This is a genomic window from Amycolatopsis sp. NPDC051372 (assembly GCF_040682095.1).
In the GTDB taxonomy this organism is placed as follows: domain Bacteria; phylum Actinomycetota; class Actinomycetes; order Mycobacteriales; family Pseudonocardiaceae; genus Amycolatopsis.
On record NZ_JBFBAF010000009.1, the window covers coordinates 75,394 to 95,206 of the forward strand.

Genomic DNA, 19,813 nt, shown 5'->3' on the forward strand with positions numbered 1-19,813 from the left:
GCAGTCTGCAACCGCTCAGCTTTGGAGTCCACTTCGGACACTCAAGCGGCGACGGCGTGTGGCTTCTCACCCGGTTCTTGACCCAGCACGGACTCCGCCTGCGCGAGCACGGTGTCGATGTCCCGCAGCTGCGCCTCGGTCCGCCGGACGGCCGCGTCGGCTTCGGCGCGCAGCGCGGCCGCACGTTGCCGGGCGGCGAGGACGACGTCGTCGGCTTCCGCATGTGCGAGGGCGAGCAGTCGGCTCACCTTGCCGCCGAGCACGGCGGGGTCGCCGGGCGTGCGGCACAGCCGGTCGATCTGCCTGCGCAGCACGGAGATCTCGGCGCGCGCCTGCGCCAGCCGGTCGGCGAGCACCTCGGCCTGCGACTGCGCGGCGTCGCGGTCGACTGTGATCAGGCGCAGTTCCTCGTGCAGCTCGGCGAGCCGGTCGTCGACCTGCGCGCGGTCATAGCCGCGCAGCGTCAGAGCGAAGCTTTCGGGCAGGGAGAACGTCACCGTGCCCTCCCACTCAGCAGGGTGGCGAGTTCATCGGCGCGACCCGCGCTCCGCAGCCGCACCGGATCGGGCGTGCCGAGCGTGTGGTCGTCGGCGAGCACGGCGGCGACGAACCGGGCCACCTCGGCCGGCCACGGCGCCACGGTGGTTCCGAGGTGGCGCACGACGATGAGATCTTCGCCGGAGTGGGTCTCGATCGCGGCGGCCCAGCCGCGTTCCTCATCCCACAGCAGAGCGAAATCTCGGTCCGGATAGGACGGGTGGCGCTGGTCGAGCGCGAGGTAAGCCGACAGCGGTGTGGCGTGGTCGAGCGTGCAGGACTCGAGGCCGACGCCAAGTTCGGCGGTCACGGCACGCAGATAGGCGGTCAGCGCGGGGGCGGCGGGGTGGTGGCCGGTCGAAACGTCGAGCGATGCGGTCACGGGAGCCGGGTCCTTTCTCCGAGACGGGAGGGCCGGGCCGCGCGGCCCGGCCCTCCCGGTATCAGCGGTTCATCCGGTGATCGGTCAGGTGGTGATCTCCTTGCGGTCGGTACCGGCGCTCACGGAGATGCGGCGTGGCTGCGCGGTCGCGGCGACGGGAATCCGCACCGTCAGCACGCCGGCCTCGTACCCCGCGGAGATCTTCGTGGTGTCGAGGCCGTCGCCGAGCAGCAGCTGGCGGGAGAACACGCCGTAGGGCCGCTCGGAGACCTGCATCCGCGCGTCGTCGCCGGTGGGCAGCGGGCGCCGCTCCGCCTTGACGGTCAGCACGTTGCGCTCCACCTCCAGCTCGATCGCGTCGGCGTCGACGCCGGGGAGGTCGAAACAGGCCACGAACTCGTCGCCGTCGCGGAAGGCGTCCATCGGCATCGCGGCGGGCCGGGACCACGTGCCCGGCGAAGCGCTGCCCAGCAACTGCTGCGTGAGCCGGTCGAACTCGCGGAACGGATCGGTGCGCATCAACATCGGGCTCCACCTCCTGAGGTCGTCGGGTTTGTCAACGCGCAGAACTGTTCTAACATGTCATCGGATAGTTGACAAGTGCTGAGTCATCGGAAGGTTGACGCGATGGACGAGGTGGACCTGCTGGCGCTGATCGCCGGGGCTGTCACCGATGCGCGCTCCGGCAGCGCCGACGGCGAAGGACTGCTCGCGTCCCTCAGCGCGCTGCACGCGCTGCGGGCGACGTTGGACAAGTGGGAGCCGGAGCTGATCACCGCGGCGCGCGCCGCTGGCGTGAGCTGGACCGCGCTGGCGCCGGCGCTGGGCGTCACCAGCCGGCAGGCCGCCGAACGGCGCTACCTGCGCCTGCAGCCTTCGACCACCGGGGAAGCCACCGGCGAGGAGCGCATCGACGCGCAACGGGACCGGCGCGCCGGAGAGCGCGCGGTCTCCGAGTGGGCCCGCGGCAACGCGGCTTCCCTGCGCCAGCTCGCCGCACATGTCACCGCTGCGGAAGGCATGTCGGCCGCGGGCCGGCGGGCCGCGGCGGGCGTCGCCAGGGCGCTGGCGGAGGACGATGCGTCGGCCTTGCTGGCGCCGCTCGGGGAGACGCGGCGGCACCTGGCGGCCGACCACGCGGAGCTGGCGGCGCGCGTCGGTGAGCTCGGCGAGGAGACCGTGCGCGTGCGCGACGAGGCGATCTCCGACCGGCGCCGCCGCACCCACGGCTGACGTGGTCGTCAACCGACGAGGACGGCGGGATGACCGTGCGGATCCGGAACAACGTGGTCGTCACAGGACGTGAGAGCGGGCCGGCCGTGCTGCTCGCCCACGGGTTCGGCTGCGACCAGAATCTGCGGCGACTGGTGGCCCCGGCGCCGGCGCTGCGGCACCGCGCGGGTGCTGTTCGACGCCCGCACGCCACAGCGGTCTCGAGGGCTGCGCCCAGGACGTGCTCGACGTCTGCCACGAGCTGGACCTGCGCGACGTCGTCCTCGTCGGGCACTCAGTCAGCGCCATGCCGTGCTCGCCGCCGTGCTCGCCGCCAACACCGAACCGGACCGGTTCGCCGCGATGGCGCCGGTGATCATGAGCACGCCGGCACGCCCCGAGCTCGGCGAGGAGCTGAAGAACTCCTTCTGCCGCACGGATCCCGGGACCGCCCGCGTGTTCGCGCGCGCCACATTCCTGTCCGACAACCGTACGGGCCTGCCGAAGATCACCGTGCCGACGCTGATGGGCAATGCAGCCAGGACGCCATCGCTCCCCCGGCCCGTCGGGCAGATTACCCACCAACAGCTCGCCGGGAGCGTGCTGGTGACGCTCGACGCGACGGGCCACTCCCCCCACCTCAGCGCCCCCGTTACACCACGGCGGTGATCACCGCGTTCGTGGACGGCTGATCCGCGTTCAGCCGAGTCACGCCGAGCCGGGTAGCTCCGCCGTGGGCGCGATTCGCGTCTTCGAGTCAGCCCGGGCGCGGCGGTCCATCGGTCCCCACTCCCGGGAACCTTGCCCGTGCACCAGACGGCGCGCTTCGCGCAGCACGCTGTCGGCCACCCAGGCCAGGGGCTGGGCGTCGACGACCAGGGGCTCGTTGTCGGGCCCGCGAGCGATTTCGCGACCGCGCAGCACCCAGGGGCGCACGCCCGGGCCGCGCAGGTCACGCAGGTGCCCGTAGTCGTACAGCCGGCGGGCGAGCCACAACCGCACCGGGCGGTCACGCCACCAGGACTCCGTCCGCAGCGGGTTGGCCGACAGGCCCGGCAGCGAGATGCCGGTGAGGCCGTCGAGGCTTGTGGGATCGCGGTCGTCGTCGGCGAGGTCCGTGTCGGGGCCTCGCGACCAGCGCACATACAAGTCGTCGCCGCCTTCGGTCTCGAACAGGCGGGCCAGGCCCGCGAGGTCCGAGACCGTGGGCAAGTGCGTGCCGATGCGAGTCATGCTGCCCCGTTACCCCCCCGCGACCGTGCGCGAAACACAGTGGTTCGTCACATTCCCGATCCGAGAACCCGTGACAATGTGCGATGGAACCGACTACCCGACATCGCGCGCCCGACGGCGCCCTGTACGGCTCGGGCGAGGGCCGCCGCCCGCGAACGTCGGCGATGCCAGGGACGCCGGCCGGCGCGTGGTCGGCGAGCAGCGCGAGCGTGGCCGCGGCTGACGATCACTCCGCCTCCTCGGCGACGGCCGCGGCTTCCTGCTCGCCCATCGCCTTCGTGTCGCGCGGCGACAGGATCGGCTCGCTTTCGTCGCCGCCGCGCGCCTGGAGCCGGCGACCGCGGGCGAGCTCCGCGTCCAGCTCGGCGCTCAGCAGCACGGCGAGGTTCGAGATCCACAGCCACGCCAGGAACACGATCACCCCGGCGAGCGAGCCGTAGGTCTTGTTGTACAAACCGAAATTCGCCACGTACATCGCGAAGCCCACCGACGCCAGTACCTACCAATCCCGGCCACCTCCGTCTCCGCCGCCGCGGGACATACCCCCGGTCCCGCCGCGGAAACCACCACACCCCAATGTTTGTCCGGCGGACGCGCGGGAATCACCGGACTGCGGCCGCTGCGGTGCCGTGTCCCGAAGGTGAAAAGGAGAAATCCATGGCCACCGGAGAAACCGGTTTCGACGACGTCAGCTTCGACCTCATTTCCGTGCAGTACCACGCGCTCAAGGCCGGCCACGACTACGGCCAGTATGTCCGCGACGCCGACAACGCGGACCGCCAGGACATCGCCGACTTCTTCCGCCGAGTGATGGAAGAGGACTCGGCGCGGGCCAAGCAGTGTCACGAGTACATGAAGGAACTCTCGGGCAGCTCCGCTTCCGGCCCGGCGGTTTCCTGACGCGGCCGGGCGGGAGGCGCCCGGGATGGTGCCTCCCGCCCGTTCTGGTTGACCTGCGGGTCGGCCCGGCCGAGGGCAGGACGTCCGGGCGGGTGACTGATCACCCGGCCCGAGCCGCCGCCTCGACGACGAAGGCGAACCCACCGATTACGATCTCGAGCTGCGCCCCCGACACTTACCACCGCGATCGTCGAGCTACGAGCATGAGGGTCAGAGGATGGGCACACCACCCGCGACCGCGACGCGCGCGCCGAACGCGATCGCCACCGCGCGGCCGGATGCCGCTGCCCGCTCCGGTGATCAGCGCGGCTTTGCCGGTCGGCTTCCCGGAGCCGCGATGGGTGTGCTCGCCGTGGTCGGGCGGGGTCACGGCCTCGGGCGACCCGGGTGGGCTCTGCTGCTGAGCGGGCTGGGACACGGCCGGGTCCTCTCTTCTCGGATGCACCTGGTGGTACTCGCCCGCGCCCACCGCCACCGGCCGCACGGCAGGCCAGCTCCCGCGCGGTGCGTTCCTGTTCCTCGTGGTCGGCGGCGCCGTCTGCCTCGTGCTGTGGCTCTACGGCCTCCTCATCGACCACGGCAGCGACGCGAACTTCGTGCCCGTCAACAGCGCGGTCCACTGTGGACAGCGCCGGGGCCCGGTCAGCTCCGGGTACCGGCGCTCCACGTCGAACGTCGAGTCGTGCGCTCGACCCACATGCCCTCTGTTTCTCGCCGAGCCCTCAGCCTGTCGTCAAGTTCTCCTCCACGCGATCGGCCAGCGCGTCGAGCAGGCGGGTCGCCGAGTCCTCACCGCCGCTCCAGGTGAGGCGCAGCACCACCCGGCTGGCGCCCGCGCCCGAGCCGGTGATCGTGAACAGCGCTCGGCCACCGGGCCAGTCCACGGCCACGTCCGGAAGGTCCGTTTCGCAGCGCACCTCGTCCGCACCGGCGCCGACGACGTCGGTGAGCCAGCCCCGGACCTGAGCGGGATCGGTGACAGTGTTGGCGACGATCTCGGGCAGTGCGGCAACTCCGCGAACAGCTTCGACGGTCTGCACAGCATCCTCCTTCACACTCGGCGCGGCGGTCGCCGGACGGGTACCCACCACGAGGAGACGCACACTCGCCGACCGGGCCGAGGTCTGCCGCGCGGCGGCCGATCTCGCGGAGCCGGCCGCGTTTCCCGAGATGATCACCGGGTAATCACCGCTGGGTGACCGAGTTCACCGGCGGCGACGGCTCCGGCTCACTCGGCGGTATTTGTTCAAGCCAGCCTGTCCGCTGACCGCGGCCACGACCAGGGAGGCGCCATGCCGGACGACCGGCGCGTGTTGCGGGACCTCGAAGCCGACCTGCGGCCGAACTCGTTCACCACACGGGCGTTCGCCGTCCGCGCCGCCGCGGAGCGGGTCAGCTGGCGTGCCGTGCTCGTGTTCGCCGAAGTCACCGCTGCGCTGGCTTTCGTCACGGGAGTGTTCGGTGCCGACGGCGGGCTGGCGTTCGGGAGTTTCCTCGCCGGTTGCGCTCTGGGGTTTCTGCACACTGCGCGGCTGGCGCGTTGACCGCTTTCGCCGCCCTGCCAACGCCATTCTCGGCGCACGGGCAAAAGTAGCCGGCTCCGGGACCGTCGCCGCGTTTAGTACTGGCCGCACGCGGTAGCCGGAGGAACCGGGCCCCGAAGACGGAAGGTGATGATCCCCATGACCGCACCCGGACCTGAGCCGGACGAAGTTCCCGGCCTGGAACCCGGGGGTTCCGTGACCCCGGGCGACACCCCGCCCGACGCCGGGCAGACCTCGGGACTGTCCCACCCACAACCCATGCCGTCACGCAAACTGCCGATCGCATGGCTCGTCGCTGTGGCAGTCCTCGTGCTCGCGGTCGCCGCGTTCTTCGTATTTCGCGCCTTCGGCGCCGGCTGAGCGCGAACCTCCGCCGGGCAGCACCCGCCGACACGGCGGCAGTTCGGCAACCCGCAAGACACGCACGGCCGACGCGTCATCGGCGCCCCGCGGCAAAGTCCGCAGGGCGCCGGTGTTCAGGCCGCGTCGTCGAACTCGAAGTGCAGGCTGTCGGCGCAGCGCTCGTACTTCTGCTCCATCTCTTGCAAGCTCTTCGCAGCGATGAGGAACTGCGCGAGCTCGTAGGAATAGCTGTCCTGCTCGGGCAGATCCGAAAGCCGCTGGCCCTCCTGCGGCGACACGCTGACCCGGACGCCGTCGATCTCGTTCTGCAGTGCGCTGATCTCCTCGGCCGTCGGCACGCGGGTCACCACAGCGTCGCCGGAGAATCGGCGCAGGTACCAGCGGCCGGCGATGCCGTAGGGGCCTGCGCCGGAGCGGTGGCGTGGGCCCTGGCCGAGACCGAGGCGGACCATGAGGTCGTGGTTGGCGAGGCCGTCGACGAGCTCGAAGAGCTCCGCGTGCGACTGCGAGTGCCGCGGGTTGATCTCGAGCAGAGCCACCTGTCCCGACCGCGGATCACAGAAGAACTCGATGCTGAAGGTGCCGTTGTCGAAGCCGATGCGCCGCATCACGCGCCGCGCGACGTCCGCCATGCGCCGCTGCACCTCGGCCGGCAGCTGGGAGGGGTACTGGTGGCGCAGGAACGACGAGCTGTCGGGGTAGTCGATCGAGTCGAGCGCCGCGTACACGGTCACCTCCCCCTGGTACACGTACCCTTCGACCGCGGCCTGCACGCCGTGCAACTCCTCCTCGGCCAGGCACGCCGCCCCGCCGACCGCGGCGATCTCCGGTGGCAGCTTGACCTTCCCGAGTACCTCGTCGAACGGGTCACCGACCCGGCCCACGCCAGCACGGATCTTGTCGACCGCGGCGGCGAACTCGGCTTCATCGGTCACGTGGAAGGCGAGCTCGGAGGAGAACGCCTTCACGGGCTTGAGCCACAACGGGTACGCGACGCCCTCGGGCACCTTCGGGTCGGCAACGTCGAGGTTGACGATCCCGAAGTGCGGCAGCTCGTCGATCACCTCACGTTGTTCCAGCCGGCTCCAGTACTTGTGCTCGCACTTGGGGATCGCCTCGAGCGGCACGTGCGGCAGGCCGTGGCGCTCGCACAGCAACGGCACGAGCGAGGCCGCCGGGAAGTCCCAGAAGCTCACGATGGCGTCGATCGGGCCGTCGAAGGTGTCGAGTGCCGCCGTGGCCTTGTCCAGCAGAGCGCCGACGTCGATGTCGCCGTGCTGGAGTTCGTCAGGGGTCAGCAGCCCGTGGAAGCGGTACTGGCCGGCCTCGGGCAGGCGTCGCAGCACCCGCGCGTTGTCCTCGTCGAGGCCGACCACGAAGATGTTCGCCGTCATCGGTTCGTAGCTCCTGTTCGTTCCGGTGGGGCTCGTCCCGTTCCGGGTTCCCTTTCACCGCAAGGACAAACGCCTCAGAGCAGGTCGCGGGGCACCGTGCAGTGCCAGTTGCGGGAGACAATCCGGCGGTCGCCGTCGTAGGCGTCGAGGCGTGCGTCGACGACGAACTCCTCCGGCGTGCACGAAACGCGCGTGCTCGTCTCGCTGCGGGCCGACCAGTCGCCGCGCTCGAAGGTCGCGATCCACTCCGTTTCCGCGACCGGTGAGCAGAAGTCGTCGGCGACCCAGGTGTAGCGCTCGTGCACGTCACGGGTCACGGTGAGGTCGATGTCGTCGTAGCGCACCGCGCCGGAGTTCTTCACGATGTCCAGCGCGGAGTGGTACGCCACCAGGTCCCGCGACACTTCCCAGCGCTGCTCGGGTGGCGTCAGCTGTGTCGTCGCCAGCGGCGGCGTGCCTTCCGGTTCACCGAACGGGTTCGCGGACACCTCGTCGGGCTCCGCGACCGGGCGCACCGGCAACACGAGTGCACTGCGTCCTGTGTGAACGGACAACATGACCGGCTCCGGCGGCGGCCAGGCGAGCGGCCAGTACGAAGTGGACAGTGAGAGCCTGATCCGGTGGCCGGCGGGGAACGCCTGCGCCACTCCGTTGAGCTCGAACTCGACCTCGCACACCTCGCCGGGCTCCAAGGGTCGAGGTTCGTCGTGGCCGGCGCGGTGGGTCAGATTCAGCAATCCGTAGGTCACGCGGGTGGCGCGGCCGTCGGGAGCCACATCGGACAGTCGCGCCGCGACCATCGCCACCGGACGGTCGGCCGAGACCTCGAGCCGCACCCGAGGCGCGCCGAGGATCTCGCAGCGCTCGGTGAGTACGTCGGTGTCGAACACGAGCGAACCGCCGTCTTCCTCACGCTGGTCGTACGGCAGGTCCGGCGGGGCGCTGTAGGAGGCCCACTTCCCCGCGAACTGCCCGACCGACAGCGGCGAGGACACCTCGAGCACTGTTTCCGGCACGGCTTCCCCGGGCCGCGCGATCCGGTGCGGCGCCAGCGCGTGCTCGGACGGCTTGACGTGCGGCGAGGGCCAGTGTGTCTCCCCGACCCACCGGCCGGGCCGGTCCTCGTACGACGTCGAAGGCGGCACGCTTTCCTGCAGCCAGGTCCGCACCATCGGCCCGTCCAGCGCACCGTTGTCGGCGTCCTTGAGCCAGTGGTCCCACCACCGCACGACTTCCTGCAGGTACCCGATCGCCGGTCCCGGCTCGCCCAGGTGCGGGTATTTGTGCGACCACGGCCCGATCAACCCGCGCCGCGGCACGTCGAGGTGGGCCATCAGGCGCGTCACGGCGTTGGAGTACCCGTCGGCCCAGCCGCTGGACGCCAGCACTGGCACCTGCACATCACTGTAGTTCTCCGACACCGAGGCGTGGCGCCAGTAGTCGTCGCGGCGCTGGTGGCGCAGCCACTGCTCAGCCCACGAACCGCAGCCCTCGAGCCGCTCGCGCCACAGGTCCAGCCACCGGTCCCCCACCACGGCCGGGTCCGGCGGCAGCGTCGCGTCGGAGAACATCGTGCCCGATTCGGCGACGTTGTCCGAGAGCAGGCAGCCGCCCATGTAGTGCATGTCGTCGGCGAAGCGGTCGTCGGTGAACGAGGAGATCGCGATGGCCCGCAGGCTCGGCGGCTTGCGCGCGGCGACCTGCAGCGCGGCGAACCCGCCCCACGAAATGCCCATCATCCCCGTGACGCCACTGCACCACGGCTGATCCGCGAGCCACGCCAGCACGTCTTCGGCGTCGCGCTGTTCGGACTCGAGGTATTCGTCGGCCAGCACCCCTTCGGACTCGCCGGTGCCGCGGATGTCCACCCGGACGCACGCATAGCCGTGGCCGGCGAGGTAGGGGTGGTGGATCGAGTCGCGCACCGAGGTGAGATCCCGTTGGCGGTACGGGATGTACTCCAGGATCCCCGGCACCGGCACGGATTCGGACCCGGCGGGCCGCCAGACCCGGGCCGACAGATGGATGCCGTCGGACACGGGGATCCGGACGTTTTCGTCCTCGATGATCTCGTACGGCAGCGATGCGAGAGCGCGAGTACTCATGAGCTCCGCGTACCCGGGGGTGAAGGCCGGAAAACGCGATCACCGGCCGGGCGCGAAGCTCCCCCGCCGGCGCCGCACCGCCACGGTCACGGAGATGGCACTGAAGATCGCCAGCAGCACACCCGCCACGAGGGCGTTGGTCCGCAGCGCATCGCGGTGGCCTTCGCCCGGGTAGCCGAACGCGAACGGCGAGACGATCAGCCAGCACGCGATCACGAAGTTCACCACGCCGAGCAGGCCCAGCCGGCCCGGCATCGCGAAGCGCGCAAACGCCACGACCGCGACGACCACGCCGCACAGGAGCGTGTTCCAGAACCCCGCGTCGGCGGCGAGCGTGTCGGCCCACGTGAACACACAGGCGGCGATCACGAGCCAGACGCCAGTCAGCAATTCGGCCGCGAGTGTCAGCCGGCTTTCGCGTAATTTCCGATCACCGGGGTCGAGCGTCCTGTTCATCAACCTCACTCCTGCCCTCACTCCTGCGCGGAGCCTGGTTTCATCATTTTCCCCTGCTGCGCGGCCTTCGCCTCGTCCGGCAGCATCCGCGACGCGGCGGCGGTCATCTTGTTCTTGGCACCGACAACGACCTTGTCGTCACCGGCCATGAGCGCGGCGAACCCGGCTTCCGCGACCTCAGCCGCACTGTCCTTCGGACCCGCGCCGATCTTCGTGTCCTCCATGTCCGCGCGTTCGAAGAACTCGGTGTCGGTCGGTCCCGGCAGCAGCGCCGTCACCATCACGCCTTTGTCCTTCACCTCCGCGCGCAGGCCTTCGGAAAACGACGTGAGGAACGCCTTCGACGCGGCGTACACCACCTGATACGGCGCCGGCGCAGCCCCCGCGATCGACGACGTGAACAGCACCCGCCCATGACCCCGGTCCACCATGGCCGGCACCAGGCGTTTGGCCAGATGCACCGCCGAGCGCACGTTCAGGTCCACGACGGTCAGCTGGTCATCGAGCCGGGTGTCGCAGGCGAACTCGCCGTTGACGCCGACCCCCGCGTTGACGGCGAGCGCCTCGACCGGACGACCCGTCGCGGCAACACGCTCGACGAGTTCCTCCACACCTTCGGGCCGGGCGAGATCCGTCCGCACCAAGTCGACCGCCGCACCGCAAGACCGCACCTGCTCGGCCGCCCCGGCCAGCTCAGCGTCCTCGGCGGCCAACACGACATCGAAGTCGTGGTGGGCGAACTGCTTGGCCAGTTCAAGCCCGATCCCGCTCGACGCGCCGGTGACGACGGCCAACGGCTTCTCCGCGGTGGTCATGCGTGCTCCTCTCGAAGGGTACTGTCCCCACCGCGTACCCGCCGTCGGCCGGGACAACCACGATTTCCGCGCCGGTGTTGAGCGGACGGCGGCTTCGGGTAACCGGCGGTCATGGTCAGCACGAAGGCACAGCTCTACGTGGCGTACCTGCGCGCCACCGGTCAGAAGCGGTTCTACGACGACGCGAGGACGTTGCACCGCCGGCTGCACCGGCACCAGAAGCCGTCGATGGCGAAGCCGCCGCGCGGGATTCGGCGCCGCTGCGACGTCGAACGACGCGAAGTCGAGGGCTTCGCGTGCTGGACCCTGCGCCCACGCGACGGACGCGTCGACGGGCCGCACGTGCTGCACCTGCACGGCGGCGGGTACGTCGAAGAAATCGAATCGCACCACTGGCGGTTCGCCGCGGAACTCGTCACCCGGCTCGGCTGCGCCGTGACGCTGCCGATCTATCCGCTGGTCCCCCGCCACGACCACACCGACACGCTCCCGATGGTCCAGGCCGCCTACGACCTCGTGGCCGACGATCGCGAGCGCCACGTGCTCTCCGGCGACTCCGCCGGTGCCGCGCTCGCCCTGGCCATCGCGCAACGGTTGCGGGACGAGGGGCGGGCGCAACCCGACCGGCTCGTGCTGATCTCACCGTGGCTGGACGTCGGGCTGGAGGACCCGATCTCCCTGGTCCTCGACGAGCACGATCCGATGCTCGGCATCACCGGCCTGCGCGAGGCCGGCCGGATGTACGCCGATGGCGCCGACCCTCACGACCCGCGCATCAGCCCGCTCTACGCCGACCTCACCGGGCTGGGTCCGTTCAGCCTGTTCATCGGCACCCGGGACCTCCTGCTGCCCGACGCCCGCCGATTCGCCGCCCAGGCGCGGGACGCGGGGGCCGACGTGGATTTCCACGAGTACCGGGGCATGTTCCACAACTGGGTGATGCAGAACATCCCCGAAGGCCGCGAGACCCTCAACCACCTCGAACGGATCCTCCGGCGCGAGATCCCGGTTCACCGTCTTGGAAACGGCTAGCGACATGGACGGGCGGGGTGCCGATGCGTCGAGGAAAAGTTCCTTTTCGGCGGCCCGAGCACCGCCCGGCTCAGGGTCCATGCGCGCCCGTGGTGAAACCTCTCTGCGCCGGCAGGGACGTCGTGCCGGGAAACGCGGCTCCCCCGGCGTGATGACGGGGAGAACCGCGAAGCCGGGTCACTTGGCCTTGTTCTTCACGCTCTTCGCCTTCCCCTTCGCCGTGCCCTTGGCGTTCTGCAACGGCGCGTAGGTGCCGAAGAGCGCCGGGTCGGGCTTAGGCGCGGTACCGGGACCGCCGAGCGGCTTGGGGTCCATCAGGTATTCGAGGTCCTCACCATCGAAGGACCAGCCGCCCTTGGCGCCGTCGGGACCGTCCGAGAGGCGCCAGATCGTGTTGTTGTGGTGCTGGTCCTCCTCGTCGAACAGGGCGTTGGGAGCGATGTCGCTCTCCAGGCCGTCGGCCTTGAGCTCCTCGATCGCGGCGAGCCACTGCTTCTGGTGCACGGTGTCGCGCGCGAGGTTGAACTGCAGCATGGCCTTCACTCCGGGATCGTCGGTCATGCGGTAAAGCCGCGCCGTCTGCAGACGGCCCTGTGCCTCGGCGGCGGCGTTCGCGCGGAAGTCCGCGAGCAGGACGCACCGCCGATGAGCTCCTGCAACTTGTGCGCGTACACCGGATCCGGCTTCTCGGGCTTGGCCTCGAACTGCAGGAGTTTGGTGTGTCGGAACATGGGAGCGGCCCTTTCGTCCGGGAGGCGTTGTCGCGGCCCGGCTACCCCGCGAATGTCCGGTCAATCACCCGATCACCACGGTCCCCCACGACTGACGAAATCAAGCGCTATCGCGCAGCCGCACCTTGTCCGGTGTCGTTCACACACCGCCCGGGCCGAGTCAGCTGGTCAGGATCTGCGGCGACATGATCTTCAGCATCGCGTTGGTCCACTTCATCTGCCGCAACGTCCGCGGGTGGCAGCGGCTCGCGAGCTCGAGCAGCTCCTGGTTCTTGGCCGCCTGCGCGCCCTGGGCGAGCAGTTCCCAGTCGAGCGAGACACCGGCGGCTTTGCGGTGCAGTCGGCGCAGGTCGGCGAGCAGGATCAGCCCCGGTTCGGGCCGCCCCGCGCCCAGCTCGGCGAGAGCGGACCGCAACGGCGCCAGCGGCCCGGACCCCGGGACGTCCTCGTCGAGGTGCAAGCCGTAGTCCCGGCCGTGGCGGGCGAGCTCCCGCACGTGGTCCGCCGACCATTCGGCGAGGTCCCGGGCGACGTAGTGCACTTCGTGCTCCGCCTGGTGCCGATCGGCGGTCTTGCGCAGGTCGCGCGCGAGTGACTTCTCCGCTCGGTGCAGTTCACGCACCGCCAAGGCCAGCTTCATCGTGAGCTCTCCGGAACGAGTTCTTCGTGGACGGTGGCATGAGCTGCCGCCCGCAACGGCACGGGAGGCTCGTCGCCGATCTTGCGCAGCGCCGCCGCGGCGACCTTGAACAGCGGTTGCTTGGACACCGGGTCCCAGTCGGTGTACGTCAGCTCGTTCGCGGCGCGGTCGCCGTCTTTGCCCGCGGCGTGGTCCACATCCCAGTAGCCGAAGTGGAACGGCAAGAACAGCACACCGGGTCGGATCCCGCCGAGGCGGACGTGGGCACGCACCGCACCACGTGGCGTCGACACCTCCGCCAGGTCGCCCTCGGTGAGACCGGCCGCCGCGGCGTCCTTTTCGGACACTTCCAGCCACACCTCAGGGGCCGCCGCGTCGAGCTGCGGCGTGCGCCCGGTTTTCGTGCGGGTGTGGAAGTGATGGATCGTGCGGCCGTTGATCAGAAAGAACGGGTGGTCCGCGTCCGGAGTCTCGTGGGGGGCGAAGTAGCCAGCGGCCTTGAACATCGCCTTGCCGTCGGGGTTCATCGCCCGGTACTCCCCCGGCTCCGCCGGCGCTCCGGTCACGAGGTCGCGGCCGTAGCTTTCGCAGTAGTCCGGATCCGCGAAGAACTTTCCGTCCGAGTAGAGCCGCTCGGTACCGTCGGGGTGCTCGGGAGTGCACGGCCACTGGACGCCGCTGACCTCCCGCAGCTTCCGGTAGCTCAGCCCGCTGTAGTCGCACGGCCGTCCGGCCGAGGCGCGTTTCCACGCCTCGAACGCGGACTCGGCGTCGGTCCAGGGTGGGAACGGCGCGCCGTCGGCGTCGCGCAGGTCCATCCGGCGGGCGTAATCCAGGAAGATGTCCAGGTCGGCCCGCGCCTGCCCCGGCGGCTCGACCGCCTTTTCGGACAGGTGCACGGTACGGTCGGCGTTGGTGAACGTGCCGGTCTTCTCACCCCAGATCGCCGCGGGCAGCACGACGTCCGCGAGCTCGGCGGTCTCGGTGCGGAACGCGTCCTGCACCACCAGGAACAGCCGGTCCTGCGACAGAATCGAGCGGATCCGGTGCAAATCCGGCAACGAGACGGCCGGGTTGGTCGCCGACACCCAGAGGAACCGCAGACTGCCGTTCTCGGCGTAGCGCAGCATCTGCATGAGGTGGGTCGGCGGCCCGTAATGCGGTATCCGGCTCACGTCGACATTCCACAACTTCGCCAGCTCGGCGACGTGCTCGTCATTGGCCCAGTTGCGAAACCCCGTCAGGTCGCCGTCCGCGCCGCACTCGCGGGTGTTCTCGGCGGTGGGCTGGCCGTTCATCTGCAGCACGCCAGCGCCGGGCCGGCCGAGCATCCCGCGCAGCAGGACCAGGTTGTTCACCTGGACAGCGGCCGCCGCGGCCTGGTGCGACTGGTAGAAGCCCTGAAGGACCGTGCACAACAGCCGTTCGGCCGTGCCGAGAAGCTGCGCGGCTTCGCGGACCTGCGCGGCGTCGAGCCCGCAGATGTCCGCCACGCGCTCGGGCGGGTAGTCCGCGACCGTCGCCGCCAGCTCGTCGAAACCCACGGTGTGGCGGTCGACGTAGTCACGGTCCACCCAGCCGTGCTCGATGATCTCGTGGAGCAAGCCGTTCATCAGCGCGACGTTGGTGCCGGGCAGCGGCGCGAGGTGAACCGTCGCCGCGCGCGCGACCGGTGTCTCGCGCGGGTCGACGCACAACAGCTTCGGTGGTTGGCGGCCGGCAAGGCGGTCGAGCATCCTCGACCACAACACCGTCTGGGTCTCGGCCACGTTGTGCCCGAACAACGCGATCACGTCGGCGTGGTCGACGTCGGTGTAGGACGCCGGCTGCCCGTCGCACCCGAAGGTCTCCTTCAACGCCGCAGCTGCGGTCGCCGTACACAGCCGGGTGTTGCCGTCGAGGTGGTTCGTGCCGATGCCCCCGCGCGCGACGGCGGCGAGCGTGTAGTACTCCTCGGCGAAGAGCTGGCCGCTGGTGTAGAAGCCGAGCGCGCCGGGCCCCTGTTCCTCGAGCAGTTCCCTGCTCCGCCGTACTACGAGGTCCATCGCCTCGGCCCAGCTCGCCTCCACGAGCTCGCCGTGGCGGCGCACCAGCGGGGTCGTCAGCCGATCGCGCGCGGAGTTCGCCTGCCATCCGAAGAGGTCCTTGGGATCCAGCCGGCCGTGATTGACGCGGTCGTCCGCACACCCCCGCACCCCGACGATCCGGCCGCCGGCCACGGCGAGGTCGAGCCCGTCGCCGTTGGAGTGCAGCACCGCGGCGCTGCGCACCCACCGCTCGACGTCCTCAGGACCCACCCCCTCCGCGAGATGGCTGTCCACGCGCACCGGCCACGGGTCGCCGGGCCCGTACGGCGTCCTGGCTCCCCACGGGTCCCTGATCCCATCACGCTGCGCCAACGCCCTGCCTCCCTCTCTGCACTTCAGTGCCCGTCGAGTACCTCGCGCGGAGCAGCGCCAAACGCGGTCGCTTGCGTGACGCAACAGTCCCGATCGACATCACTGACCGAACCCGGGACCCTGCTTCAACGGGAACCCGCGGCGATCCCGAATCAGCGATCGGTTTCCCGCGCCGACGATTCGGAAACCGCGGCTGCACGAGTTCACCGCATCGAGACGAGCCGGCCGTACCCGACCTGATGGCGTCGGTGAACAGCCTTGCACTGAACCGAAGCGATCGGCAAAGAATTGATCATGATCTTTCGCCGGTCGGCGGCCGTGATCGCCGCCATCGCTCTCGTGTGGTTCCCCTGCACCCCCGCCTACGCCGCCGGGGCGCCCCGATTGCTGATCAACCAAGACTTTCCTGACCCGGACGTGGTGAAAACCGGCACAGACTACTTCGCGTTCGCCACGAGCACCGGACCCGTCAAGATCCCCGTGGCGACGGCGTCGGCACCTGAGGGCCCCTGGCGGGTCACCGGCGACGCGCTCGCGAACCCGCCGTCTTGGGCGAAAGCGGACGGCGGGTTCTGGGCTCCGGACGTCACCACACTCCCGGACGGCACCTTTGTGCTGTACTTCGCCGCCGCCGTGGCCGCGTCCGGCCAGATGTGCCTCGGGTCGGCCACCGCGAGCAAACCCGACGGGCCCTACCGGCCCGGTGGCGACCCACCCCTCGTCTGCGAATCCGGCGACGGCGGCGACATCGACCCGCAGACCTTCCTCGACTCCGACGGAAGCCGGTACCTGCTCTACAAGAGCAACGGCAAACCCACCGGAGCGCCCGCCGCGATCTGGTCGCAGAAACTCGGCCCGGACGGCCGCACCCTCGTGGGAAACCGCACCGAACTCCTCCGGGCCGACCTGACGGTGGAAAAAGGTGTGGTGGAAGCGCCTTCAGTGGTCAAGACGTCGTCGCGCTATCTGCTCTTCTACTCCGCCGACACCTTCCAGAACACCGGTTACCACACCTGCTACGCTTCCGCCCCGGCGTTGTCCGGTCCGTTCGTGAAAGCCGACGCCCAGTTCCTCTCCACCGACCTCCTCGGCGGCCGCGTGGACGCCCCCGGCGGCGCCGATGTCGTCGACGGCCACATCTACTTCCACGGCTGGCTCGCTGGCGGGCGCACCGCTCGCGGGCTCTACGAACTCCCGATCAGCTTTCCCGGCGACGCACCCGAACTCGGCTGACCGCCCGGCCGCGCGCAGCCCAGCAGTGAGGTGTGAAGCCACGAAAAAGCGGGTAACCGCCATCGTGCAAAAGGTCTTCGGCAGGGTGATCACGGTGGCGATCCTGGTTCCGGTCGCCGCGGGTGGCGCCGCCGACTCGCCGGACGTGCGCGCTGCCGCTCAGGAGTTCGTGACCGCTGCGGCCAGCGGTTCGCCCGTGATGCTTGCACCTTGCTCGCTCCGCGCGTGGGGGACGCCGTCGGACCGGCAGGCTGCGAGCCGATCCTGGCGACTGTGCCGCACGCACCTATCAGCTCGGCCTCGGTGTGGGGCGAGGAAGCCCAAGCACGTTCGGCCGCCGACACCCTGTTCCTGCACGAATTCCCGGACGGCTGGCGCATCACCGGCGCCGGTTGCCACCAGTGCAACGAGCAGGTCTACGACTGCACGGTCGGTGGGCGATGAAGGCCCGATTCGTGTTCACCGCCTACCTCGTCCTCATCGTCGCCGGACTGGCGTACTTCATCACGCTCGGAGCCCTCGGACGATGAGCACCCTCCGCACACACCTACGCAACAACGGCCTCTCCCTCGCCTTCGGCGCACTGTTCCTGCTCAGCCTCGCCGGCCAAGCCTGGTCCGGCCTCACCGACGTCAACAACCAGCAACTCGCCCACGGCACCCCGCCCGTGGGACTACTGGACTACCTGACCTCCTCGTCGTTCGCCGTCGACGTCGCCGAAAACTGGCAATCCGAATACCTGCAGTTCTTCCTCTACGTCTTCGCCACCGTCTGGCTGGTGCAGCGCGGGTCCCCCGAATCCAAGCCCACGCACAAGATCGGCCTGGAAAGCGACCAGGACCAACTGCTCGGCCGCCACGCCCGCAACGCCTCTCCCCGCTGGGCGAAAACGGGCGGCTGGCGAACCGCCGTGTTCGCCCGATCCCTCGGCCTGGTCATGGCCACGATCTTCCTGCTCTCCTGGCTCGCCCAGTCCATCGCCGGCGTCAGCGCCTACAACGCCGAACAACTCAGCGACTTCGGCGACCCCCTCACCTGGGGCGAATACCTGCTCTCCGCCGACTTCTGGAACCGGACCCTCCAAAACTGGCAATCCGAATTCCTCGCCATCGGCTGCATGGCCATCTTCAGCGTCTACCTCCGCCAACGCGGCTCCCCCGAATCCAAACCCGTCGGCGCCGAACACCACCTCACCGACGAAACCGGCTGACCACAGCACGTGGTTGTCAGCTGATGCATTTGCACTGCAAGGTGGCTCGACAACGAGGATGATGGCGTGGATGCACCCATCCGCGCACAACCACGTCGTCAGCACGACCCCGCCCGCGGCTGACGTCGAACTTCGACGTTCCGCCGAGGGCGTCGTGGTCGACGCCCGCGGCGAGTTCGACGCGCTCACCAGCCCGAAGCTGCGGGCGGCACTCGACGAAGCCCTCGGTGAAACGCCCGCTGTGCTGGTGGTGAATCTGACGGAAACCGCGTTCTTCTCCTCCGCCGCGATCGGGGTCCTGATCGACGCCGACCTCAAGGGCGGCTCGACCACCTCGGTACGAGTCGTCGCTCCTCGCGCGATCCGTCGCACGCTGCAGATCCTCGGCCTCGACAAGCACTTCGGTTACTACGACAGCACTCAGGCAGCCCTGGCCGACGGGCCAGGGTGAAACATCATCGCCGAAGCTGTGGCGCGCGGATCCTGAATCGCAGGCGGGGGCCACAACGGAAATCACCGCACGACCGCTGATCGGCGGAGGACAAGGAGTCGCGGCATCATGTGCCCGACGAGCGAGCCGGCCGGTGAACCTCCCCCGGCGTTGCACCTGCACCAACCGGCCCGTGCGCAAGACGCCAGCGCGCTGAGGTACGAGGTCGTCCATCGGGCCCGCGAACGGGGCCTGCAGGAAGCCCTTGTCTTCGATCTCGAGCTCGCCGTCTGAGGAAGCGCTGATCAACGCCTCCGAGCACGCCGACCGACAGCGGCGGCGGGCACTCTCGGCCTGCACGCCCACCTCGAGAATCAAACGGTCCGTGTCACGGTCACCGACACCGAAGTCGCGGCCGCGCGGGCGGGGCGCCACCTGGATCACGCGTACCGCGGCTGACACGCATCGGTCGGCCCGTGCACCTGACCGCCGCCCGCTACCGCGGGATCCTCGCCTGCGACGCACCGAACGCCTGCGGTGCCAATCTCGCCGTCCGAGCCGACGCGTTCAACCGCTGTTTCGGCTGGGCGCCGGGTCCCACCGCTGCCACGAACACGGCGGCGGTGGTTGTTCACGAGCCCGCGCCGGGCGGCCTCGCGGAGTTGCTGCGGGAAATCAGCGCAGGCCGTTGACGAGACCGAGCCACTCCTGTGCCTCCGGCAGAGTTCGGTGGATCGGCAGCGTCCGGTCGAGGCCTAGCAGCCGGGCCGGCCGAAGCACGGCGTGCTGGGTGGTGACGATCGCGAACGGCACCTCGGCCCTCCGCGCCGCCTCGCATGCCCGGGCGAGCGCGCTCAGACCGCAAGACGAGCAGAAGGTGGCCTCGCGCAGGTCGATGATCAGCGCGGCAGGCCGGAGTTCGAGCTCCTCCGTCAACCGCTTCGAGAGCGGGCCCGTGATGGTGAGGTCAACATCACCGCGGACGATCACCATACTTGCTTCGGCCGTGGTGACAACCAGCATGCTGGGCGACCGCGCGACCTGGACGAACGTGGAAGCACTGGCGAGTCGGGTCATAACAGGCCTCCTTCGCCGAAACGGAGGCATGGTCCGCAGGCACCTACTTCGCCGCGAGGCCTCTGGATGCATCCGGGAAGGACGACGGGCGGCGACCTTCTGGTCGAACCGCAGTAGAAA

The 19,813-nt window shown here is 69.8% G+C and carries 24 protein-coding genes and 4 pseudogenes; 13 read left to right on the top strand and 15 right to left on the bottom strand.

What is annotated here, in order from left to right; genetic code table 11:
- Nucleotides 1-41: 41 nt before the first annotated feature.
- The 3 genes from AB0M56_RS15715 to AB0M56_RS15725 form a co-directional block, all read right to left on the bottom strand.
- The gene (locus AB0M56_RS15715) at nucleotides 42-497 is read right to left on the bottom strand and encodes a hypothetical protein (protein ID WP_364175900.1); all 456 of its coding nucleotides are present in this window, start codon (nucleotides 495-497) and stop codon (nucleotides 42-44) included.
- Nucleotides 494-919 (bottom strand): DUF6292 family protein, encoded by a 426-nt coding sequence (locus tag AB0M56_RS15720; protein ID WP_364175903.1) that lies wholly within the window; start codon nucleotides 917-919, stop codon nucleotides 494-496. The genes AB0M56_RS15715 and AB0M56_RS15720 overlap by 4 nt, the downstream gene beginning before the upstream one ends.
- An 84-nt stretch (nucleotides 920-1,003) precedes the next feature.
- Complete coding sequence (locus AB0M56_RS15725) at nucleotides 1,004-1,444, bottom strand: Hsp20/alpha crystallin family protein (protein ID WP_364175906.1); 441 nt, start codon at nucleotides 1,442-1,444, stop codon at nucleotides 1,004-1,006.
- Between the two features lie 102 nt (nucleotides 1,445-1,546).
- Between AB0M56_RS15725 and AB0M56_RS15730 the strand changes: the two genes are divergently transcribed.
- On the top strand, nucleotides 1,547-2,152 hold the full coding sequence (locus AB0M56_RS15730) for an HSP18 transcriptional regulator (RefSeq protein ID WP_364175909.1): 606 nt from the start codon (nucleotides 1,547-1,549) through the stop codon (nucleotides 2,150-2,152).
- Nucleotides 2,153-2,443: 291 nt separating this feature from the next.
- Nucleotides 2,444-2,800, top strand: a complete 357-nt coding sequence (locus AB0M56_RS15735; RefSeq protein WP_364175912.1) for an alpha/beta hydrolase — start codon at nucleotides 2,444-2,446, stop codon at nucleotides 2,798-2,800.
- A gap of 39 nt (nucleotides 2,801-2,839) precedes the next feature.
- Here the strand turns inward: AB0M56_RS15735 and AB0M56_RS15740 are convergent, their stop codons facing one another.
- Together AB0M56_RS15740 and AB0M56_RS15745 are read right to left on the bottom strand one after the other, a co-directional pair.
- Nucleotides 2,840-3,364, bottom strand: a complete 525-nt coding sequence (locus AB0M56_RS15740; RefSeq protein WP_364175915.1) for a DUF6098 family protein — start codon at nucleotides 3,362-3,364, stop codon at nucleotides 2,840-2,842.
- 226 nt (nucleotides 3,365-3,590) lie between these two features.
- Nucleotides 3,591-3,863, bottom strand: a pseudogene (locus tag AB0M56_RS15745) (YhjD/YihY/BrkB family envelope integrity protein); the annotation flags it as partial.
- 158 nt (nucleotides 3,864-4,021) lie between these two features.
- Between AB0M56_RS15745 and AB0M56_RS15750 the strand changes: the two are divergent.
- Complete coding sequence (locus AB0M56_RS15750) at nucleotides 4,022-4,264, top strand: acyl carrier protein (RefSeq protein WP_364175918.1); 243 nt, start codon at nucleotides 4,022-4,024, stop codon at nucleotides 4,262-4,264.
- A 252-nt stretch (nucleotides 4,265-4,516) separates the two neighbouring features.
- Here the strand turns inward: AB0M56_RS15750 and AB0M56_RS15755 are convergent.
- Nucleotides 4,517-4,682: pseudogene (locus AB0M56_RS15755) on the bottom strand (NAD(P)-dependent oxidoreductase); the annotation flags it as partial.
- A gap of 82 nt (nucleotides 4,683-4,764) precedes the next feature.
- On the opposite strand from AB0M56_RS15755, the pseudogene AB0M56_RS15760 reads away from it, so the two are divergent.
- A pseudogene (locus AB0M56_RS15760) lies at nucleotides 4,765-4,869 on the top strand (DUF4383 domain-containing protein); the annotation flags it as partial.
- A 117-nt stretch (nucleotides 4,870-4,986) separates the two neighbouring features.
- Here AB0M56_RS15760 and AB0M56_RS15765 read toward each other — a convergent pair.
- On the bottom strand, nucleotides 4,987-5,304 hold the full coding sequence (locus tag AB0M56_RS15765) for a hypothetical protein (protein ID WP_364175920.1): 318 nt from the start codon (nucleotides 5,302-5,304) through the stop codon (nucleotides 4,987-4,989).
- 252 nt (nucleotides 5,305-5,556) lie between these two features.
- Between AB0M56_RS15765 and AB0M56_RS15770 the strand changes: the two genes are divergently transcribed.
- Together AB0M56_RS15770 and AB0M56_RS15775 are read left to right on the top strand one after the other, a co-directional pair.
- Complete coding sequence (locus tag AB0M56_RS15770; RefSeq protein ID WP_364175923.1) at nucleotides 5,557-5,808, top strand: hypothetical protein; 252 nt, start codon at nucleotides 5,557-5,559, stop codon at nucleotides 5,806-5,808.
- Between the two features lie 138 nt (nucleotides 5,809-5,946).
- Entirely contained in the window at nucleotides 5,947-6,168 is a 222-nt protein-coding gene (locus AB0M56_RS15775; RefSeq protein ID WP_364175925.1) for a DUF6480 family protein, read from the top strand.
- A gap of 116 nt (nucleotides 6,169-6,284) precedes the next feature.
- Here AB0M56_RS15775 and AB0M56_RS15780 read toward each other — a convergent pair whose 3' ends face one another.
- From AB0M56_RS15780 to AB0M56_RS15795, 4 genes are all read right to left on the bottom strand, one after another.
- A complete protein-coding gene (locus AB0M56_RS15780; RefSeq protein WP_364175928.1) occupies nucleotides 6,285-7,565 on the bottom strand; it encodes an ATP-grasp domain-containing protein in 1,281 nt (426 codons plus the stop codon).
- A 74-nt stretch (nucleotides 7,566-7,639) separates the two neighbouring features.
- Nucleotides 7,640-9,670, bottom strand: coding sequence for a CocE/NonD family hydrolase (locus AB0M56_RS15785; protein ID WP_364175931.1), 2,031 nt, complete (start codon nucleotides 9,668-9,670; stop codon nucleotides 7,640-7,642).
- A 39-nt stretch (nucleotides 9,671-9,709) separates the two neighbouring features.
- Entirely contained in the window at nucleotides 9,710-10,126 is a 417-nt protein-coding gene (locus AB0M56_RS15790; RefSeq protein ID WP_364175933.1) for an SPW repeat protein, read from the bottom strand.
- Nucleotides 10,127-10,143: 17 nt separating this feature from the next.
- On the bottom strand, nucleotides 10,144-10,941 hold the full coding sequence (locus AB0M56_RS15795) for an SDR family NAD(P)-dependent oxidoreductase (protein WP_364175936.1): 798 nt from the start codon (nucleotides 10,939-10,941) through the stop codon (nucleotides 10,144-10,146).
- 111 nt (nucleotides 10,942-11,052) lie between these two features.
- On the opposite strand from AB0M56_RS15795, the gene AB0M56_RS15800 reads away from it, so the two are divergent.
- Nucleotides 11,053-11,973 (top strand): alpha/beta hydrolase, encoded by a 921-nt coding sequence (locus AB0M56_RS15800; protein ID WP_364175939.1) that lies wholly within the window; start codon nucleotides 11,053-11,055, stop codon nucleotides 11,971-11,973.
- 177 nt (nucleotides 11,974-12,150) lie between these two features.
- Here the strand turns inward: AB0M56_RS15800 and AB0M56_RS15805 are convergent.
- From AB0M56_RS15805 to AB0M56_RS15815, 3 genes and pseudogenes are all read right to left on the bottom strand, one after another.
- Nucleotides 12,151-12,704: pseudogene (locus AB0M56_RS15805) on the bottom strand (manganese catalase family protein).
- Nucleotides 12,705-12,864: 160 nt separating this feature from the next.
- Nucleotides 12,865-13,344 carry a hypothetical protein gene (locus tag AB0M56_RS15810; protein ID WP_364175942.1) on the bottom strand — a complete coding sequence of 160 codons (480 nt, stop codon included), beginning with the start codon at nucleotides 13,342-13,344 and terminating at the stop codon, nucleotides 12,865-12,867.
- Complete coding sequence (locus AB0M56_RS15815; RefSeq protein ID WP_364175945.1) at nucleotides 13,341-15,743, bottom strand: molybdopterin-dependent oxidoreductase; 2,403 nt, start codon at nucleotides 15,741-15,743, stop codon at nucleotides 13,341-13,343. The genes AB0M56_RS15810 and AB0M56_RS15815 overlap by 4 nt, the downstream gene beginning before the upstream one ends.
- A gap of 294 nt (nucleotides 15,744-16,037) precedes the next feature.
- Between AB0M56_RS15815 and AB0M56_RS15820 the strand changes: the two genes are divergently transcribed.
- From AB0M56_RS15820 to AB0M56_RS15845, 6 genes are all read left to right on the top strand, one after another.
- On the top strand, nucleotides 16,038-16,976 hold the full coding sequence (locus AB0M56_RS15820; protein WP_364175948.1) for a glycoside hydrolase family 43 protein: 939 nt from the start codon (nucleotides 16,038-16,040) through the stop codon (nucleotides 16,974-16,976).
- 273 nt (nucleotides 16,977-17,249) lie between these two features.
- Nucleotides 17,250-17,420 carry a hypothetical protein gene (locus AB0M56_RS15825; RefSeq protein WP_364175951.1) on the top strand — a complete coding sequence of 57 codons (171 nt, stop codon included), beginning with the start codon at nucleotides 17,250-17,252 and terminating at the stop codon, nucleotides 17,418-17,420.
- A gap of 82 nt (nucleotides 17,421-17,502) precedes the next feature.
- On the top strand, nucleotides 17,503-18,186 hold the full coding sequence (locus tag AB0M56_RS15830) for a DUF6766 family protein (protein ID WP_364175954.1): 684 nt from the start codon (nucleotides 17,503-17,505) through the stop codon (nucleotides 18,184-18,186).
- A gap of 70 nt (nucleotides 18,187-18,256) precedes the next feature.
- Nucleotides 18,257-18,637 carry an STAS domain-containing protein gene (locus AB0M56_RS15835; RefSeq protein WP_364175957.1) on the top strand — a complete coding sequence of 127 codons (381 nt, stop codon included), beginning with the start codon at nucleotides 18,257-18,259 and terminating at the stop codon, nucleotides 18,635-18,637.
- Between the two features lie 108 nt (nucleotides 18,638-18,745).
- A complete protein-coding gene (locus AB0M56_RS15840; protein ID WP_364175960.1) occupies nucleotides 18,746-18,910 on the top strand; it encodes a hypothetical protein in 165 nt (54 codons plus the stop codon).
- Nucleotides 18,911-19,092: 182 nt separating this feature from the next.
- Nucleotides 19,093-19,308, top strand: a complete 216-nt coding sequence (locus tag AB0M56_RS15845) for a hypothetical protein (RefSeq protein ID WP_364175963.1) — start codon at nucleotides 19,093-19,095, stop codon at nucleotides 19,306-19,308.
- Here the strand turns inward: AB0M56_RS15845 and AB0M56_RS15850 are convergent.
- Nucleotides 19,292-19,693 (bottom strand): STAS domain-containing protein, encoded by a 402-nt coding sequence (locus tag AB0M56_RS15850; protein WP_364175966.1) that lies wholly within the window; start codon nucleotides 19,691-19,693, stop codon nucleotides 19,292-19,294. The genes AB0M56_RS15845 and AB0M56_RS15850 overlap by 17 nt on opposite strands.
- Between the last annotated feature and the right edge of the window lie 120 nt (nucleotides 19,694-19,813).

Excerpts from the sequence above, each read along its gene's own strand:
- AB0M56_RS15830 (WP_364175954.1), top strand. The coding sequence starts at position 17,503 with ATGAGCACCCTCCGCACACACCTACGCAACAACGGCCTCTCCCTCGCC.
- AB0M56_RS15780 (WP_364175928.1), bottom strand. The coding sequence starts at position 7,565 with ATGACGGCGAACATCTTCGTGGTCGGCCTCGACGAGGACAACGCGCGG.
- AB0M56_RS15740 (WP_364175915.1), bottom strand. The coding sequence starts at position 3,364 with ATGACTCGCATCGGCACGCACTTGCCCACGGTCTCGGACCTCGCGGGC.
- AB0M56_RS15790 (WP_364175933.1), bottom strand. The coding sequence starts at position 10,126 with ATGAACAGGACGCTCGACCCCGGTGATCGGAAATTACGCGAAAGCCGG.
- AB0M56_RS15770 (WP_364175923.1), top strand. The coding sequence starts at position 5,557 with ATGCCGGACGACCGGCGCGTGTTGCGGGACCTCGAAGCCGACCTGCGG.
- AB0M56_RS15795 (WP_364175936.1), bottom strand. The coding sequence starts at position 10,941 with ATGACCACCGCGGAGAAGCCGTTGGCCGTCGTCACCGGCGCGTCGAGC.
- AB0M56_RS15840 (WP_364175960.1), top strand. The coding sequence starts at position 18,746 with ATGTGCCCGACGAGCGAGCCGGCCGGTGAACCTCCCCCGGCGTTGCAC.
- AB0M56_RS15800 (WP_364175939.1), top strand. The coding sequence starts at position 11,053 with ATGGTCAGCACGAAGGCACAGCTCTACGTGGCGTACCTGCGCGCCACC.
- AB0M56_RS15850 (WP_364175966.1), bottom strand. The coding sequence starts at position 19,693 with ATGACCCGACTCGCCAGTGCTTCCACGTTCGTCCAGGTCGCGCGGTCG.
- AB0M56_RS15725 (WP_364175906.1), bottom strand. The coding sequence starts at position 1,444 with ATGTTGATGCGCACCGATCCGTTCCGCGAGTTCGACCGGCTCACGCAG.
- AB0M56_RS15785 (WP_364175931.1), bottom strand. The coding sequence starts at position 9,670 with ATGAGTACTCGCGCTCTCGCATCGCTGCCGTACGAGATCATCGAGGAC.
- AB0M56_RS15750 (WP_364175918.1), top strand. The coding sequence starts at position 4,022 with ATGGCCACCGGAGAAACCGGTTTCGACGACGTCAGCTTCGACCTCATT.
- AB0M56_RS15730 (WP_364175909.1), top strand. The coding sequence starts at position 1,547 with ATGGACGAGGTGGACCTGCTGGCGCTGATCGCCGGGGCTGTCACCGAT.
- AB0M56_RS15810 (WP_364175942.1), bottom strand. The coding sequence starts at position 13,344 with ATGAAGCTGGCCTTGGCGGTGCGTGAACTGCACCGAGCGGAGAAGTCA.
- AB0M56_RS15820 (WP_364175948.1), top strand. The coding sequence starts at position 16,038 with ATGATCTTTCGCCGGTCGGCGGCCGTGATCGCCGCCATCGCTCTCGTG.
- AB0M56_RS15835 (WP_364175957.1), top strand. The coding sequence starts at position 18,257 with ATGCACCCATCCGCGCACAACCACGTCGTCAGCACGACCCCGCCCGCG.
- AB0M56_RS15775 (WP_364175925.1), top strand. The coding sequence starts at position 5,947 with ATGACCGCACCCGGACCTGAGCCGGACGAAGTTCCCGGCCTGGAACCC.